Source organism: Cytobacillus gottheilii (assembly GCF_018582665.1).
Taxonomy (GTDB): Bacteria; Bacillota; Bacilli; order Bacillales; family Cytobacillaceae; genus Cytobacillus; species Cytobacillus gottheilii.
In genome coordinates, this window is sequence record NZ_CP071709.1 from 2,699,202 (window position 1) to 2,716,573 (window position 17,372).

General features: G+C 36.8%; 19 protein-coding genes. 5 read left to right on the forward strand and 14 right to left on the reverse strand.

All coding sequences use genetic code 11. The features are described 5' to 3' along the window. Positions 1-157: 157 nt before the first annotated feature. On the reverse strand, positions 158-499 hold the full coding sequence (locus tag J1899_RS13310; protein ID WP_214474394.1) for a DUF4870 domain-containing protein: 342 nt from the start codon (positions 497-499) through the stop codon (positions 158-160). Positions 500-678: 179 nt separating this feature from the next. On the opposite strand from J1899_RS13310, the gene J1899_RS13315 reads away from it, so the two are divergent. From J1899_RS13315 to J1899_RS13325, 3 genes are all read left to right on the forward strand, one after another. Further along, a complete protein-coding gene (locus J1899_RS13315) occupies positions 679-1,467 on the forward strand; it encodes an undecaprenyl-diphosphate phosphatase (protein ID WP_214474397.1) in 789 nt (262 codons plus the stop codon). A 183-nt stretch (positions 1,468-1,650) separates the two neighbouring features. Beyond that, a complete protein-coding gene (locus J1899_RS13320) occupies positions 1,651-2,772 on the forward strand; it encodes an amidohydrolase (RefSeq protein WP_214474400.1) in 1,122 nt (373 codons plus the stop codon). Positions 2,773-3,152: 380 nt separating this feature from the next. After that, entirely contained in the window at positions 3,153-3,716 is a 564-nt protein-coding gene (locus J1899_RS13325; protein ID WP_214474402.1) for a GNAT family N-acetyltransferase, read from the forward strand. 95 nt (positions 3,717-3,811) lie between these two features. On the opposite strand, the gene J1899_RS13330 is transcribed toward J1899_RS13325, so the two are convergent. Continuing rightward, positions 3,812-4,534, reverse strand: coding sequence for an SDR family oxidoreductase (locus J1899_RS13330; protein WP_066451553.1), 723 nt, complete (start codon positions 4,532-4,534; stop codon positions 3,812-3,814). A 375-nt stretch (positions 4,535-4,909) separates the two neighbouring features. Between J1899_RS13330 and J1899_RS13335 the strand changes: the two genes are divergently transcribed. Beyond that, positions 4,910-5,335, forward strand: a complete 426-nt coding sequence (locus tag J1899_RS13335; protein ID WP_343216719.1) for an Hsp20 family protein — start codon at positions 4,910-4,912, stop codon at positions 5,333-5,335. A gap of 54 nt (positions 5,336-5,389) precedes the next feature. On the opposite strand, the gene J1899_RS13340 is transcribed toward J1899_RS13335, so the two are convergent. From J1899_RS13340 to J1899_RS13360, 5 genes are all read right to left on the reverse strand, one after another. Next, complete coding sequence (locus J1899_RS13340) at positions 5,390-6,319, reverse strand: CAP domain-containing protein (RefSeq protein WP_214474413.1); 930 nt, start codon at positions 6,317-6,319, stop codon at positions 5,390-5,392. Between the two features lie 367 nt (positions 6,320-6,686). Beyond that, a complete protein-coding gene (locus J1899_RS13345) occupies positions 6,687-8,081 on the reverse strand; it encodes a sensor histidine kinase (protein WP_214474414.1) in 1,395 nt (464 codons plus the stop codon). Continuing rightward, complete coding sequence (locus J1899_RS13350) at positions 8,078-8,758, reverse strand: response regulator transcription factor (RefSeq protein WP_066444632.1); 681 nt, start codon at positions 8,756-8,758, stop codon at positions 8,078-8,080. The genes J1899_RS13345 and J1899_RS13350 overlap by 4 nt, the downstream gene beginning before the upstream one ends. Beyond that, the gene (locus J1899_RS13355; RefSeq protein ID WP_214474416.1) at positions 8,755-9,738 is read right to left on the reverse strand and encodes a YncE family protein; all 984 of its coding nucleotides are present in this window, start codon (positions 9,736-9,738) and stop codon (positions 8,755-8,757) included. Before J1899_RS13355 ends, J1899_RS13350 begins: the two co-directional genes overlap by 4 nt. A gap of 64 nt (positions 9,739-9,802) precedes the next feature. Continuing rightward, positions 9,803-10,093, reverse strand: coding sequence for a hypothetical protein (locus J1899_RS13360; RefSeq protein WP_246586482.1), 291 nt, complete (start codon positions 10,091-10,093; stop codon positions 9,803-9,805). A 224-nt stretch (positions 10,094-10,317) separates the two neighbouring features. Here J1899_RS13360 and J1899_RS13365 point away from each other — a divergent pair, with 224 nt between their 5' ends. After that, positions 10,318-10,560: a DNA alkylation repair protein gene (locus J1899_RS13365; protein ID WP_214474424.1), complete on the forward strand. Its 243-nt coding sequence runs from the start codon at positions 10,318-10,320 to the stop codon at positions 10,558-10,560. A gap of 23 nt (positions 10,561-10,583) precedes the next feature. On the opposite strand, the gene J1899_RS13370 is transcribed toward J1899_RS13365, so the two are convergent. The 7 genes from J1899_RS13370 to J1899_RS22635 all read right to left on the reverse strand — a co-directional run bounded on the left by J1899_RS13370 (position 10,584) and on the right by J1899_RS22635 (position 17,295). Then, the gene (locus tag J1899_RS13370; RefSeq protein ID WP_246586483.1) at positions 10,584-11,450 is read right to left on the reverse strand and encodes a hypothetical protein; all 867 of its coding nucleotides are present in this window, start codon (positions 11,448-11,450) and stop codon (positions 10,584-10,586) included. Between the two features lie 49 nt (positions 11,451-11,499). Beyond that, entirely contained in the window at positions 11,500-11,670 is a 171-nt protein-coding gene (locus tag J1899_RS13375) for a DUF2188 domain-containing protein (protein ID WP_214474426.1), read from the reverse strand. A 57-nt stretch (positions 11,671-11,727) separates the two neighbouring features. Next, positions 11,728-12,645, reverse strand: coding sequence for a CobW family GTP-binding protein (locus tag J1899_RS13380; RefSeq protein WP_214474429.1), 918 nt, complete (start codon positions 12,643-12,645; stop codon positions 11,728-11,730). Next, on the reverse strand, positions 12,638-13,042 hold the full coding sequence (locus J1899_RS13385; protein ID WP_214474430.1) for a hypothetical protein: 405 nt from the start codon (positions 13,040-13,042) through the stop codon (positions 12,638-12,640). Before J1899_RS13385 ends, J1899_RS13380 begins: the two co-directional genes overlap by 8 nt. Before the next feature lie 491 nt (positions 13,043-13,533). Next, positions 13,534-14,451 carry an LCP family protein gene (locus J1899_RS13390; protein ID WP_214474432.1) on the reverse strand — a complete coding sequence of 306 codons (918 nt, stop codon included), beginning with the start codon at positions 14,449-14,451 and terminating at the stop codon, positions 13,534-13,536. A gap of 209 nt (positions 14,452-14,660) precedes the next feature. Beyond that, positions 14,661-16,073, reverse strand: coding sequence for a lmo1851 family serine protease (locus J1899_RS13395; RefSeq protein WP_484840050.1), 1,413 nt, complete (start codon positions 16,071-16,073; stop codon positions 14,661-14,663). 334 nt (positions 16,074-16,407) lie between these two features. Then, positions 16,408-17,295, reverse strand: coding sequence for a M15 family metallopeptidase (locus J1899_RS22635; protein ID WP_246586484.1), 888 nt, complete (start codon positions 17,293-17,295; stop codon positions 16,408-16,410). Positions 17,296-17,372 lie beyond the last annotated feature (77 nt).

Consider the following 17,372-nt stretch of genomic DNA (forward strand, 5'->3'; position numbering starts at 1 on the left):
AAATGACAAGCAACCTGTGCCTGCTATTGGCTGAAGCACCTTCAGTACAGATAAGACGAATAAGTTCAGAAATCGTTCAAAAAATCTTTACAAACTATAAAAACTTTAAAAAACACGAAAAAGCCCCGGAAGGAATCTCCTCCGGGGCTGCTATGCATTATAAAATTCGAAACACTAATGGGATGCGGTATCCTTTTCCTTCAAAGGCTTTGATGGCAGCGATAATAGTGAAAACAAAGGCTAAGACACCAATTATCCAAATGGTTACAAATCCAATTAATACGATCATTAATACAACACTGATGATGGAATAAACACTGTAAGAAATAAAGAAGTTCAAATACTCTCTTCCGTGATGATCAACAAATGCAGAAGAATCTTTCTTTAATAGCCAAATAATCAGTGGTCCAAGAAAGGCTGAAAAAAAGCTCGTCACATAAATGGCGGCTGCGATTAACCTTTCATCTTGTGAAGGACTTCCCATTTTATCTAAATTCATTTTAACGCTCCTATTCATTTAATCGTTATTTTCCTCTTATCTTATTTTACGTACCAGCTCTCTAAAAGTTTCATTGTATTTTTTAGGGTTCTTGATTTGGACAACCTGAATAAAATGAAACAAGGCCGTAATTCCTTAGGCTATATTTTAAAACACTATATTATATCTTTCAAAGGGTGATGGTTTTGTTATCAAAAATTGAGGCTTTTATATTAGGAATTATCCAAGGATTAACTGAATTTATTCCAATATCAAGTACAGGACACCTCTATATAGGAAGACATTTATTTGGCTTGGACGAGGCTGGGCTTTTTTTAGATACTATGCTTCATATCGGAACGTTATTAGCCGTTATTGTAGTTTATAAAAACGAACTGCTTCAGATTATCAAAAAGCCATTTGGAAAGCTCTCCATGCTCCTGATCGTCGGTACGATTCCTGCCGTTATCATCGGAATTGCATTTAATGATTTGTTCGAGAGTATTTCAAAAACTGGCGTAACTATAGGCTGGGAGTTTATTTTTACTGGCTTTATTTTATGGATGGCCGACTCTGTTAAGAAGGGAGCGAAACAAATGCATGATCTCTCATATGGCGATGCCATTTTTATTGGTTCCTTTCAGGCAGCTGCTATATTTCCTGCTGTTTCCCGTTCCGGACTGACAATCGCTGCTGGTCTATTTCGGAAACTTGATCGCGAAACAGCCGCCTATTTTTCCTTTCTGCTTTCCATTCCTGTTATTGCCGGCGGAATTGTGATGAAGTTTGGCGATATGGTAAATGGACATATAGAAGCTGTTTCTCTTGGCAGTTTATTAATTGCTACCCTGTCATCCGCTCTGTTTGGCTATTTTGCTGTTGTTTGGATGATTAATTTTCTAAAAAAGAAATCGTTAAAGGTATTTGCCGTTTATGTTTGGATATTAGGTTTGACGGTCGTCCTGCTGCAGGTAACTGGAGTATTTTGATCAAATACACATATACGAATGAGCGCCGATTGCCATATCTTCTTAATAAGAACCATCGGCATATAAGAATAAGGCTTAACATTTTATAAAACAAGATCAAGCAGGAGAATAGAAGTTATATATGGACAGTACTCTTCTTCATATTCTGCTCATTGTTCATTGTTTAGATAAAAGGGTGAAAATATGACAAAAAAGATATTACTGAAGAATGCTTACATTAATCCCATTACAAGATCACCTTTTTTAGGAGATGTGTATGTTTCTGATGGAATAATCAGCAAGCTTGCTCCAAGTATTCCTATATCAGAGGATTGTACAGTAATTGAATGTGGTAACCGTCCATTGTTTCCCGGATTTATTGATGTTCACACACACTTAGGGTTATATGATGAAGGCACAGGCTGGGCAGGCAATGATGCAAATGAAACAATTGAACCGCTAACTCCGCATATTCGTGCTATGGATGGTGTCTACCCATTAGATCCAGCATTTTCTGATGCAATTAAATATGGGATCACAACGGTTCATATTATGCCAGGAAGCGCCAACGTCATTGGGGGTACAACCTCAGTCATTAAAACTCATGGAAAAAACATACAAAAAATGCTCGTTCAAGAAACAGCAGGATTAAAGGTTGCTTTAGGTGAGAACCCCAAAAGAATGCATAGTCATGGAAACAAAGAATCTATTACAAGAATGGGCATAATGGGTATGCTGCGTGAAGCCTTTTATTCTGCTTTTTATACCGATCATCCAGAAGATATCCGTTATCGTCCTCTCATTCAAGCTCTTAAAGGAGAGATCCCTGTAAGGGTGCATGCCCATCGTGCAGATGATATTATTTCAGCATTGCGTTTTGCTGAAGAATTCAACCTTGATTTACGAATTGAACATTGTACGGAAGGCCATTTAATAGCAGATGAGCTTAAAAATCGAGCTTTAAAAGTTTCTGTTGGACCGACCTTAACAAGAAAATCTAAAATTGAATTAAAAAATAAAACATGGAATACGTATCAAGAGTTAGCACAGCGGCAGGTTGAAGTATCCATTACAACAGATCATCCCTATACACCTATACAATATTTAAATGTTTGTGCTGCCGTAGCAGTTAGAGAAGGATTATCTGAGCAAAAAGCTTTAGAAGGAATCACGATCCTTCCCGCACGCAATTTGAAAATAGACCATAAACTCGGAAGCATTGAACAGAGCAAAGATGCAGATCTTGTATTATGGAGCTCTCATCCCTTCCATTTTTCTGCTAAACCGATCTGGACAATGATAAACGGCGAAATCATTTATCATTAACTTTTGACTACCATGTTTATAATAAAGCACAAATTTCGCCAAAATCCCACTTCATAAACAATGTAGAAATATGCCAAAAAATGATGAAAAAAATAAGAAAAAAATCTATTCCCTTTTTCGATTTTTTTTAGTATTATACGATAGTAATGAAAATACAGAGACGACTGATCTTAAAAAGGGAGCAATTATACATTTTTGTTTGTATATAAAAAGCAGTAGTATATAGGGAAGGCAAATGGTGCGCCACCAGTAAAACTGGTTCTAGTGGGTTCGATTCCCACCCCGAAATTTTTTAGCAACATTTACAAAAAATTTCGAGGGTGGACCGGATTCTCTATTTGACGTGGAGAAGGACTGTCCTCAGTTTGGAGGGACCCCCCATGCTTAAGAAACGCGATCTTCAAGATTGCCATGATTTGTACGAATTAATGACGCATCCAGATGTCTTCCCTTTCGTGCGCCAAAAAGCATACTCTGATGATGAATTTTTATTTTTAACCAAACAAACGATTGAAGCTGAAGAACGCGGTGAACTTATATCACGCACCATTCTTGATGAGTGGGGTTCTCCAATCGGCACAATTAATCTTTTTGATATTCAAGAAAATGCTGGTTTCTTAGGCACTTGGCTTGGCAAAGAATATCACGGAAAAGGTTATAACAAATTGGCTAAAGATGCATTTTTCGAGGAATTATTTTATGAATTAGGCATTGAAACCATTTATATGCGAATACGGGTAGAAAATATCCGTTCTCAGAAAGCCGCTGAAAAACTGCCTTATGTTGTAAAAGCAAATGAAACAAGAAAATCATTATTACAGCAATTAAATGCCAATGGAGCTACCTATAATTTGTACGAAATTCCAAAGGATTTGTATACATTACATGTCCTAAGAACAAATACTGCTATTGTTGAAGATAGCTCACATTTGTTAGAAGCATAAATATAAAGAAAAAAAGCACCCTGAGACGATCGTCTCAGGTGCTTTTTTCTGCTGCTCAATTTTCGCCTCGCTCCTGAAATATATGACTATTCTGTCTATAATTTATGTATTTTCCCCAAAACATCTTTTCCCCCAGTTACTGGTATGATGCTCCCAGTAATGAAACTGGATTTGTCTTCAACTAAAAAGCTAATTAATCTTGCAATGTCCTCTCCCGTTCCCGGTCTTCCGACTGGTGTATCTTTATCATCCACATGAATGGCATTCTCTATCTCTTTCTCTTTCCATTCGCCCACAATATCACCAGGTGATATCATGTTTGCTGTTATGCCATATTGAGCTTCTTCCATTGCCAATGTTTTTGTTAATGAAGCAACAGCCGATTTACTCGCCGCGAAAGCCGATCTGTAGATCCATCCTGAAGAAGCTTCAGCACGGTCAAATCCTATGGTGATAATACGTCCCCATTGTTGAGCTCTCATTTTAGGAATGACTAATTTTGATAAATAAAATACTGCATTTAAATTGCCGTCTACAAGGTATCTCCATTCATCTAATGTGTATTCTGTCATCCTTTTTCGCTCATGTATGTAGGGACCAGCATTATGAATAATAATATCAATATATTCACATTTTTTTAATGCTTCGCTAATAAGAAATTCGCAGTCATCACTGTTCGTTATATCTCCTCGGATGCAAATATTATTGGTTCCAAATTCTTTTGTTAAATGCTGACAAAGTTCTTCCGCTTCTTTCTGACTGTGACGATAATTAATCACGAGATTAATTCCCTCTTGTGCGAGTTTATATGCTGTCATCTTACCGATTCCAGTTGCTCCTCCTGTAATTAAAGCAGTTCTTATTCCCACAAATAATTACCTCGTTTTGTTTTTTATTGTACAGACCTATTATCATTATACTAGTTAGTACCATTCATATATGCAACAAAAACGTTAAAATGAAAAAAATTACAGCACATTAAAGTACAAAAAGTGGTACAAATGCATAGATTATCATGTATATAACTCATGCTAGCTTTCATGTTAACGTAATATTGTTTTCTCAATATAGTCATGAATTCATTCTTACCCATTTAATTGTTTTGCTCTGTTGAAAGGATGATTGTGATGTTTCCGTGGAACTTATTCCCTTTTAATAAAGAAATGAAAAATAACTTCCAGGATTTTAAAAAAATGAAACCGGAAGAAATAAATAAATATGTTCATAATATAATGGGAAATGTATTTCCCCAGCAATCAAATGGCATGCCAAACTTCAATGATATTTTCGGCGGTCTTAACCCTGAAAATGCCGAGTCTAAAAATAATCAGACATCCGCAAAACTGAATGCTTCCGTCTTTGATACCCATGACGATGTTTATGTAAAAGTATTTATAGAAGATGAAGGCTGGCTTCATCAAATGAAGTTATATCATACATCAAATCAAATGATTATTGAGGCAATCCCTGCTTATGAGGATAAAACAACCATTACTTTGCCAGCAGCTGTAAAACGGAAAGGATCAAAGGCTAATTATCAGGATGGCATTCTTGAAATAAAATTACCTAAAAATGCTCAAGCTCAATTTACTGAAATAGAGTTTACTAAACATGAGTGATTACATTACAAAAAAAAATAAAGAGCAGCCAGCTGGCTGCTCTTTATCACAAAATTATTTTCCGATAAACATTTGAGTCCAATAATTTCCATCTGCAAGATGACCTACACCAAGATGTGTGAAGTTTGCATTTAAGATGTTTTTACGGTGTCCTTCACTGTTCATCCATGCAGTAACTACTTCTTGTGGTGAACGCTGACCCATAGCAATGTTTTCACCTGCAGTTTTATAGCTAATGCCAAACTGCTTCATCATATCAAACGGTGAACCATATGTTGGGCTATTATGGTCAAAGTAACCTTTTGCTTTCATATCATTTGACTTTTCACGCGCTACCTTGCTAAGTTCTGTATCAAGCTTAAGAGCAGGTACACCATACTTTGCACGCTCAGCATTTGTTAAATCAAGTACTTGCTGTTCGAATGCAGATACTTGAGATTTTGCTTGAGTAGCTGTGTTTGATTGAGCTGGTGCTTTTGTTTGTGTATTTGCTGTTGGAGCAGTTGTTTCAGCTTTCGGTTTTTCAGTTTGCACTGGTGCTTTTGCTGGAGCTTCTGTTTTTGGCTTTTCAGTTTGCACTGGTGCTTTTACTGGTGCTTCTGTTTTTGGCTTTTCAGCTTGTACTGGCGCTTTTGCCGGTGCTTCTGCTTTTGGCTTTTCAGTTTGTACTGGTGCTTTTGCCGGCGCTTCTGTTTTTGGCTTTTCTGTTTGTACTGGTGTTTTTACTGCCGTTTCTTGTTTAGCCTGCTGCTGAATAGCTGTTTTTTGCAGCAATGCATTTAAGTCTAAATTATAGTAGTTTTTCATATATTTTTGAAGAATGCTATTGATCTGTTCAAAGTTCACATTACTAGCTTGATAGTGATACACTTTTGATTCTACTTTTGCTTGAACTGGTGAAGCAGCATCTGCTTTATTGATTCCAGGTGCTGACATTAATAGTGTTGCTGCTGCTGCGACTGAAAAAATCATTTTTTTATTCATCTATTTGTTTCCTCCCTGATATCTGTAAAGTTTTTTGTGCTGTCTTGCTTGCAGAATCATCATACCACGGGTTTTTCCGTAATAATTGAGGGAGGATTTAACAAATAGGTATATTGATAGATCATAAATAGTGATATTCATTTGAAGCAATGAGTAAAACATAATAGCCATCTATGTTTTTCTCAAACTCTGCTGGTTAATTATTCTAAGGTTCTATTATACTAAATTGGCAATGAGCTTATGAGAATACCAATTATATACTAAGAAATGAGCATTGACAGGTTTTTAGGAGAGGATCTGCCGTTACGTTTATTACACATATGTAACAAAGCTTGCCTATTAAAGACAAGCTTTGTGTAATTCTCTATTAGATGACTGGCAGCAATACTTTTACGGTAGTTCCTTCATTTACTTTGCTCGAAATCAATAGTTCACCGCCATGAAGCTGTACAAGCTTCTCTGCAATAGCCAAGCCAAGCCCTGTTCCTCCATCACTCCGCGTTCTAGCCTTATTGACACGATAAAAGCGCTGCTTTACCTTTTCTAAGTCTTCCTGAGGAATTCCTAATCCAGTATCAGTCACTTCTATACAGCAGCCATTTTTTGCGGCATATAAAGAAATTGAAATTCCGCCTTCATTTGTATATCGAATAGCATTATCCATTATGTTTTGAATCACTTGTTCTATTCGCCCTTCGTCACCATTAATAATAATGTCAGGATCCAGATTCTTCATTAAGGATAATTTCTTTTCTTTAAGAGTTGAACCGTATTTTTGAAGTGCATCTTCAATTAATTGAGCAAGCGGCAGAGGCATCTTTTCTAATCGATATTCATCTGTTTCCAGCTTCGAAAGATCTAATAAATCTCCAACCAGTCTTTCCATTCTTCCAGATTCGCGATGAATTAAATGTAAATATCTAATTCTATCTTCCTCAGAAGTAACCATATTTGTCATTAATGCATCACTATAACCTTTAACATAAGAAATAGGAGTTCTTAATTCATGAGAAACATTTGCAAGAAACTCCCTCTTTCTTTCATCCTCACGTCTTATTGAATCAGCCATATGGTTAAAGGCAAATGCAAGCTCCCCAATTTCATCCTTAGATTGAATGTTCAGATGCACACCATAGTCTCCTTTTGAAACCGAATCGGCAGCCTGCTTCATATCTAATAGCGGCTTTGTTAGTCTTTTAACCAGCCATGCACCTGTACCTAAAGCAACAATCAGAAATAGAAAGGAAGCAATCATCCAGAGGTAAGCAAAGTCTTGTGTGATTTCTGTAATTTTGGCTAATGGCAAATAAATATAAATAATTCCTTCTAAACGGTCTTGATCAAGAAGAGGAATGATAACACCCATAATGTTTCGGTCAAAGCGTTCCTCAAACCCTTCTTTAAAAACTGCATTCCCCTGCAGCAGCTCTTCACGTTCAGCTTCGCCAATTAATGTTTCGTAATCAATATCAAACGGCAAACAAGCACTTAATTCCCTTGGATTACTGACAATAAAAATCTCAGAGTCTGATTTCGTGTTATACCACTCTACCTGTTCCTTAAGCTCCGTTGTTAAAGGTCCGCCTTCATAGTCCTCAGCAAGGGCCATTCCTTCTTCAAACAAAGATTCTTCAATATCCTCTACATAAAGTTTTTCATAGAATAAATAAGAAAGAAAATAGGAATATAGAATAGTAATCAGAATGGCTGCTGTAACAGTGAGCCAAAGTTTTTTTGCCAGTGTATTGGTTAAATGCTTCATGCAGAAGGAACCTCCAGCTTATATCCAACACCCCAAACCGTTTCAATATAATCGCCTTCCTGCAGTTTCATCCTAAGTGTTTTTACGTGTGTATCTACTGTTCGCAAACTGCCTTCATAGTCTATTCCCCAAACATGCTCAAGAAGCTGTTCTCTTGAAAGAGCCTGATTGCGGTGATCCATAAAAAAAAGCAGCAGTTCAAACTCTTTTAAAGTAAGGTTAACCGTTCGCTGATCAACCATTACTTTTCGTGCTTTTTTATCTAAGCTGATTCTTCCAATCGTGTTAATAGCTGATTCCTGCTTAGAGAGACCAGTTCTCCTTAATACTGCATGAATTCTAGCAACGAGTTCTCCAGGACTAAGCGGTTTAACGATATAATCATCCCCGCCTAATTGGAGGGCTTTAACTTTATCCCACTCTTCACCTTTAGCGGATAGAAATATGATAGGGGTATTATATTTTTTTCTTAAATTGGCACAGACCATATAGCCATCTTCACCAGGCATCATGATATCAAGAATAATTAAATCAATTTTTCGCTTCTCCATCACTTCATAAGCTTCCGTGCCGCTGCCGGCAGAAACACATAAAAAGCCTGAATTTGCAAGATACATTTCGGTTAGATGCCTCATATCAGCTTCATCATCAATGATTAAAACGGTAATGCTGCTCATTCTGTCTTCTCCCTCAATACAATTTTAAATGGGCCATTGCCTACTTCAATTTTATCTTCTTCCTCTAAATTTTCAGGATTGATAAATGAAAGATCATTGCTGTCATAACCGGCAACAAGAAGTGTATGTTCTGACGTTAAAGCCAATTCAAATGGATTTGCTCCAACTTTGACTGTCTCCATAATATTCCCATCAAGATCCATTTTATAGAGCTGATTTGAACCGTGGCTCAAAACAAAAATAGATTGCTGATTCTGCAGAAAGTTAATTGGCATAACAGGAGCGGGGATTTTTTTGATAAACTCTCCGTCACTGGCATTATACACATGAATATCCTTTTCAATCGTCGCCCCTTCACCATGCCCCCCTAACCAAAGCTGAGTTCCGTCCTCTAATAAAAGTGCACCAGAGGCAGCACCATGTATTGGATAACCGCCGATTGTTTTTTTCGTTTTCAAATCCACTCTAGATAAAGTTTCATTTTTAAAACTTAAAACAAATAATTCTCCCTCTTCCTCGCTTTCCACAATCGAGAGCGGTGAAGATTCTGTTTCTGCTTCTGCAAGCTTCTCTCCATCTAAATCATAAAAAATCACTGAACTATTATTTTGATTTACAAGTGCAATTTCTTTTTGATCATTTATTACCTTAGCATTGACAATTCCTTTCCCTGTGTCCCAGCTTGTCTTTTTTTCACCTGTTTGCAGAGAAAACAAATCCGCCGTTTCCATCTCTTTTCCATACAATAAAAAAGTATCGCCATCTGGAAAAACAATTCCGCCTGTATAAGGTTTTTCAAGCTGCCATTCTGCTGCAATTTCACGTTTTTCTACATCAATAAATGTTACAGACATACTTTTCATATTTACGGTTGCTGCCAATGAAATATCTGAAGGAACGGGCTTATATGTATGATTGCTGCATGAAGATAAGAAAACGATCAAAGATATACTGTATAAGAAGGCTTTGAATACTGACATCTTTCTATTCCCCTTTGTCACTCTATGCCTATACTATAAGACTTTTTTGTGTGTAATTTGTGAACTATTTCTTACTTCTTAATTGTTCCATTAGGGAAATATGAATAGAAATAAGCTCTTCTTTATCTTCTGGAACCAAACTTGATTCGTTAATCCTTTTAATCGCCTGGTAGAATTTTTCATATAAGGACTTGCGTACGCGTGGATGTGCATTTTCATCTAGCAGCTCACGCTGAATTGTCCTTTTTAAAACTTGCTCCGGGGTATTTTCTTCAGTGATCAATTGCCGGTTTTGCCATAGACTTTTGTATTGATTCAATAAATAATCATATTTCATGGTTTTCTCCCTTTTCATTCTTTTTTACTCCACTTAGTATTTTCACATAAAAAAAAGAATAAATGCAAAATATAAGATATAGCTATATTTGCTTGTTCCTTAGGATTAGAATAGCCAAAATAAATAATTGGACAAATAGGCATATTCTTATGTTATTTGCTTGTCACAATGAACTTCTTGCCCAAAGTTGTTATCTACTCTGCTCATTGCAAAATGAGGCAGATATTGAAAGGAGAAAACAAATGAGTGCACCCTATTGTTGTCCCAACTGTAAAACAAATCGCAGCAGATTTAATATCATTGAACAAGTTTCAAAACCAGTAAAATTGGATCCTTTTACAGGTGATACCGTTGAGGAATATACTGCAAATGATCTATCACCTTTTCACATTCCGTATAAAGGTCCAAATCATAAAGTTCAATGTGCTGCCTGTGGTTTAGTTGAAGATGAAAAGACTTTTATCGCTTTTGGAGAAAAGAGATAAGCTTGAGAGAATACCTCTCAAGCTTATTTTTTAGGTTCAGTCAGCAATTGTTTATGATCTTCGAAAAATTGGAGAGAATCTACCTTCCACGGACCAGCTGCTGAAAATCTGACTAAAACAATTTTACCGTTAAATATTTGTTTTCCATGTTCTTTTATATACCACTCGATTTTAACAGGAACCTCTAATACTAAGTCAGACAGATCAGTGGTTTCTTCCGGAAGCTCAACAGCTGACAGTTTAGCATTTTCAATTTCGGGGAATACGGTGTTCCAATTAATTGTCTGCAAGGAAATAAACTCTGCAATTTGTTCGTCATGTTCCTTTAAGCCTGTTATATAAGAGTGAATCACTTCTTCAGCATTGGCAAATGTTAAATATGGGTATAACCTGCCCGAAGCTTTGAATATCATTAATTTATGGGATAGATCCATCTCGTTGGTGCGATGAGTGGTGCTGCCGTAAAAGTGAATGCAAAAATGACCTGGAAAATTATTAGGCAATGCACCAGCACCATGAGGCATTCCGTGCATGGATGCGGCAATCCACCTATCCTTAGTGATCACAATAATCGATCTTCTTCTCCAGCTCCACTTGCCATTATAAATTTCCTTCATTATTTTTGTATCCTTTGCTGTCAAAGGCTGAACATCAGCATGATTAGATCCTGCTCTTCTCTGCACTTCGAACATTCTTCCAGACTCTGTATCCAAAACATGAAATTTACTGAATTTCGGGAGCTGTTTATTTACTTCAACCCAATCAAGCATCTCAATATGATAGCCAATCCCATGTTTGGAAGCTTTAACTTCTATGGTGTTGAAACTAAAGAAATAGAGAAAAATAAAAGTTAGCATCAATGTATATTTGTGAGTTGTATTTTTGTTCATATTAAAAGTCTCCCTAAAATTTAGAGAGACTATTCGTTATTATATAAAGTTATTCTCTGTTTTCTTTCCATTCCTTCGCTTTATCAATGGCTATTGGAATGGCTCGCCCTTCCTCATAGTCCTCATCAATCAGGGCATTTGCAATCTCAATTGCTTTGTTTCGGACTGCTGGATCTAAATTTTTCATAGCATCTGGATAATCATTTTTGCTCCATGGCATATCGATCAACTCCTTTATTGGAGTCATTCCCTTTTAGCATGCAATAAAACCTAAAGATTAGGCAGACTCAAGAGCTTCTAATTGGGACTTCAGGTTATGCCAATCTATATTTTCACCGATAAATACCAAATTCAAGCGCATTTTCATGTTCTCAGGCAGAAAAATCGGCATGCCATATGAATACTGAAAAAGCTCAGGATACACCGAATTTGTAAACTGAATGTATCCTTTCATTCTATAAATAGTATCAGGCAGTCCATGCAGAAAGCTCATAAAATCTTCTCGATGGACAGGCTGTTTAAATGTGTATACAAAAGTGCTTAAGTTTAAATCTTGAACTACATGAGCCGTTTCATTTGCTCCTTTTTTACCGGCAGATAAGTTTCTAACCTTTTCCATTGGTACTTTTGAAAAGGTGGTCAGCAATGCCAGCACTTTTGGATTGAGTCCTTGAACATCAAAGACAAGCTGAGCTTGCTGTGATTCTGTCAGCTGATCTGCTTTATTTAATAGAAGTAAGTCTGAATGCTTTACCTGTTCGACAAGAAGCTGTCTGATTTGCGGACTTAATCTGTTTCTTTCTAACCAAAGATGCCCATCTAACACAGAGATAATACCTTTTACCAGCAACTGATCTGCAAAAATAGGAGACAATATTCCATCTAAAACTTCAATGGGATGAGCTGCACCAGTTGACTCTATGTAAATCACTTCGGGCTTATCCACTATTAATAATTTTTGAAGCTGTGCCTCCAGTTTATCTTGAATCGTACAGCATATACAGCCGTCGAGAAGCTCTTTTAAAGGAACATCTGTATCAACTGCGTCAGAATCAATGGATACTTTTCCAAGCTCATTCATCATAACAGCTGTTTTTCTTCCCTTTTCTTTTTCTGACTGCAGCAATTGCTTTAGAAGTGTTGTTTTCCCGCTTCCTAAAAAGCCTGATAGAATATATATTTCTGTTTTATTCATAACGTTCACCATTTTCCGCTCTCTCTTCCAGCATTTCTTTCATCATTTCGTGGAGCATTTTTCCTACATCCGAAATTGTACGTCTTGTAAGATAACCAACCTTTTGAAACATTTCTTGCTTACATTTCCATATTGGAATGTAAGCGTTTGGATAGTATTCATCACCATTTTCGACACCAATCTCTAAAAAAGACTCATAATTAGGTCTGAACAGATCTTCCTGTGCTGCTTTTTTGCCTTTTTGAATCCTTATTACCTCTATAATTAAATCTTCATTAAACGTAATGAACTTTTGGTGGTAGATGTTAAAAATCTCATTCGCAATGACTTCCCATTTACATTCAATTGCAGCAACTTCCTGTCTAATATGTTCATCGAATTGAACAATCTGTCTCAAGAAATCACCTCGTTTACAATATTCATTTTTATTATGAGACTCTAAATAATTATTTTAAAGGTTTTGCCTGAAACGTACAAATGATTTATCTCATGAGCAAAAACATGAAAAAAGGAGGCTGGGACAAAACGAAATTAATATTTTCTAAAACACGAATATTCAATATCTTGGTTTTGGTATTTAATCAAGACCGTTCCATTGCGCTGCGAACCCTCGCTTTCCGCGGGGAGCAAGCTGAGCCTCCTCGTCACTTCGTTCCTGCGGGGTCTCACCCTTTGCTCTGCAGCCCGCAGGAGTCGAGGGCCCTCCGCTCCATTTCACTCATGTAAATAAAATATATTTTATATTTATAAATAAAAAACCGAATGATTAGAAAGATGACCTTCCTTACCATTCGGTTCACTAGGGTGCTAAATACTTATGTCCCAGCTTCCTTCACAATTCACTTAGCTTCTGATTTCATTTGCATCATTTTTCATCAAAAATATGAATCAGTTTTCTTCTTTGTTTGATTCTGGCTTCATAATTTCTTCTTTTTTCACTTCATTGAAGAATTGTTTTAAGGCCTCTGTATTTTCCTCAAGATTCATTTCGAGTACGGCACCAGCATGATTGTAGCTTTTGTTTTCGTAGCTGTCAGCAACAGGAACTCTTAATGTTTCAACTTCCGTTATGGGATTAAGCAAGAAGGAAGTACCAATAGAAAATGCTTGTTCAAAGTTTAAGTCCGTCTCCACATAGTTCATAACTTCTTTCAGCATTTCCGGAAATTTTACTAATCCTTCTGGAGTTGTAAATTGCTTCATCACTTGATCTTTAATCGAAACCAATACCTCCTGCTGACGATCTACTCTTCCAAAGTCGCTTTTGGCATCATGACGAAAGCGAACATAGGAAAGCAGCTGCTCGCCATTAAGCTTTTGTTTGCCTGGTGTTACATCAAGTTTCATATCATCAATCAGCTGCTGTGAAACTTCCACCTCTATACCATCTGGAGCCAGAATGTCCATCATAGCAGCAAAACCATTAAAGTCAATTACAGCCGTATGATCAATTTTTATGCCAAAATTTTCTTGGATCGTATCCTTTAACAACTCTTTACCGCCTAAATAGTAGGCATGATTTAATTTGCTGTATTCAAATGGGTAGTCAGGAATTTTCACATAGCTGTCACGCATAAGCGAAACAATTTTCATCGAATGATCATCGGGTTCATAGCGGGCAACAAGGATTGCATCCGACCTTGATTCCTCTTCCCCTCTGCTATCTACTCCCAGCAAAAGAAAGTTTTTATGATCTGATGAATAGTTAATAGGCTCTGACTCTTTCTCTGCTAATGGATCTGCATTTAAGCAGCCAGACAAAATTAACACCGTAAATAATAGTAAGAGACTTACTCTTTTTTCCATAACTGCTCACCTCTAAGTTAGGAGTAAAAATTTCTCCTTTTACAACCATTGTGATACAGAAGGATCTTTTCTATACGTAATCAATTAAATACAGAACTTTGGCCCATATATAATGTAACAGAACCGTGCATAAGTTACAGACTCCGGCTTTGCTTAAAATACAAGGTAAGAATAAATAAACTCCCCACCTGATAGTGGGGAGCAAATTTTTACGAATTAAGTTTTTCTTTTAATAATTCTGTTGCTTTTAAAATTTGAGTATCATTTTCATCAATTAGTGCTCTTAATTCTTCCATCAGCTTAAGTGTTGTTTGGCCTGTAAGTATGCCTGTTTCTTCAAGCTGAGCAGACTTTTGAAATTCTTTAACAGCTGTTTCTGTTTGTTCATCAAAGAATCCATCGGTTCTGCCTGGATCAATGTCTAATGCAGCAAGCATTTGCTGTGCTGATTGGACTTGTGTGGAAGAAGAAGAAAGCTTCAATTCAAGATCTGGACTGACATATGGCAATGAAGCATATTTTGGCAATGCCACTTCATAGTCTGGCTGGATGCCTTTTTTGTGAATCCAATTGCCTTCAGGTGTCAGCCATTTCTCTGTAGTGAACTTCATATTTGATCCATCAGAGAAATCTTGTGCACGCTGTACTGTACCTTTACCGAAAGATTTCTGGCCAACAAGCGGGACATCTGCTGACTCTTGTACTGCTCCAGCTAAAATTTCCGATGCACTTGCGCTTCCTTGGTCAATAACAACAACTAGCGGCATGTCTGTGTTATCTTGTGCAGTAGACTGCATGGCTTCTCGATTGCCTTCACGATCTTCAATTTGGAATAGTATTTCCCCTTCAGGAACAAACAAGCTTGAAATTAAAATCGCTTGATCAAGAAGACCACCTGGATTCTGTCTAAGATCCAGAACAAGCCCCTTCATCCCTTCGGCTTTAAGGGTATTCAAGGTCTCCACTAATTCTTGACCCGTTTTTTCAGAGAAAGAGGTGATTTGGACTTTTGCAATCTCATCATCAATCATTTCTCCATAAACAGTTTCAATCGGAATTGTATCACGAACAATCGGGAAAGTGATCGGCTCATTTGTGCCTGGGCGCTGGATGGCAAGCTCCACCGTAGATCCTTTCTCGCCTCGAATCAGCAGAACTGCTTCTGTTGAACTCATCCCTTGAATACTTTCTCCATCTACTGATAAAACGATATCATTAGGTTTTAATCCAGCTTTTTCTGCAGGTGATCCTTTTAATGGTGAAACAATTACAATGGATCCTTCCTGTTCAGTAATTTCAGCTCCAATGCCTTCAAAAGAAGAAGAAATGCTTTCATGGAAGTTCTTAGCTTCTTCAACATCCATATAATCTGAATAAGGATCATCTAAAGATTCAAGCATCCCATTAATGGCTCCATTAATGAGGGTATTATCTTCTACCTCTTGGAAGTAACCATTCTTTAATGTATCAAAGGCCGTATACAATTTATCAAATTCACTTCGACTTGTTTCATTTCCTACGCTGACTGCTTTCTCGTCTCCAAATGCCAAAGCAAAAGTTGTTATGCCAGCAGACAAAAAGACAATGATAAATAACAGCATAACAAATTGGAATTTCTTCATTTTTATAAAACTTGATTGCTTCTCTGTTGATTCTTGATTTATGTTCTCATCTTGCAAACCCTTCACCACTTTCATAACCGTTAGGTACTAACGAAGCTTCTTTTGAATAGAATACCATTTTTTCATGGTGATTAACAAAAAAATCATTCTTTTTCACTAAGAGACATTTATAAAAACCTGTTCAAATTATACACCATTCATTTAACAATTGGATAATAAAAAATTCATTTCAAGCAGTATGAACACATCTTCCTTCTAGCCTTTATTATTGCAAAATATGAGTCAGGTTAACAATTCCAAAAACTGACTGCTAAAAGGTGAAAGCATTCACTCTTCAAATTTTCTTTACCAAATTAAAGTATTCTTCCAAGGTTAACTTATTTTCGAAAATCGTTTTGGCTGCTTCTTGTCCTACATACCGATAATGCCAAGGCTCAAAGCTATAGCCCGTTATACTTTCTTTCCCTTTAGGATAGCGCAAAATAAATCCAAAGGAATGTGCATGATTTGCAAGCCACTTTCCCTCAGCCGTATTCGCAAATTCTTCAGACAGCATGAAGTCAGCACTTTGGCTTGAAATATCCATTGCCAGTCCTGATTGATGCTCACTGCTGCCTGGATATGCAACTACTTGTGCTGCCAGTTCCTCGCCAACTTTTGCTACCTCAGCCTTAAAAAGGTCGTTTTGTCTAGCATAAGACCGATAACCAGATACAGCAAAAAGGTTTATCTTTTCTTTTTTTGCTTGTGAAAACATCTTCTCTAAAGCCAGCGCTGCTTCCTTTCGCATATAGCTTTTTTCGATATCCTGATCTCCAAAAGAAAACGCCACGTTTGGTCTTACAAGATCAGCGGGAGTATATTTTGCAATATAATAATATTCCTTGTTCACTAATGCCATTACATTCTCTGGATTTTGAATGAAATTTTTCCCATCGACAACCTTAATATCATTAAAGAATGAAGCTTCCAGCACCAATTGATCTTCTTGCTTTGTTGGTTCTTCATTATCTGATTTTTCTGCATCGGTATCTTTCTGCGGTTCATTTTTAACTTCTTCTTCAGGATTCTTGTCGTCATTTTGCACAGGTTCAGTTTCATTTTGTGAATCATTTTCACTCGCGTTCCCTATAAAAGGAATTTTTTCTAAATAACCGTCCAATTGGCTGCAGCCTGCTAAAAGGACACTTAGCAATCCTAACAGCACTATTTGCTTTTTCAATGTTCTCACCTATCTTTTTCTAAATCATTCCACTCTATTTTAGCATGATCAAGAAATGAATGCGAAAAATGTCGTTA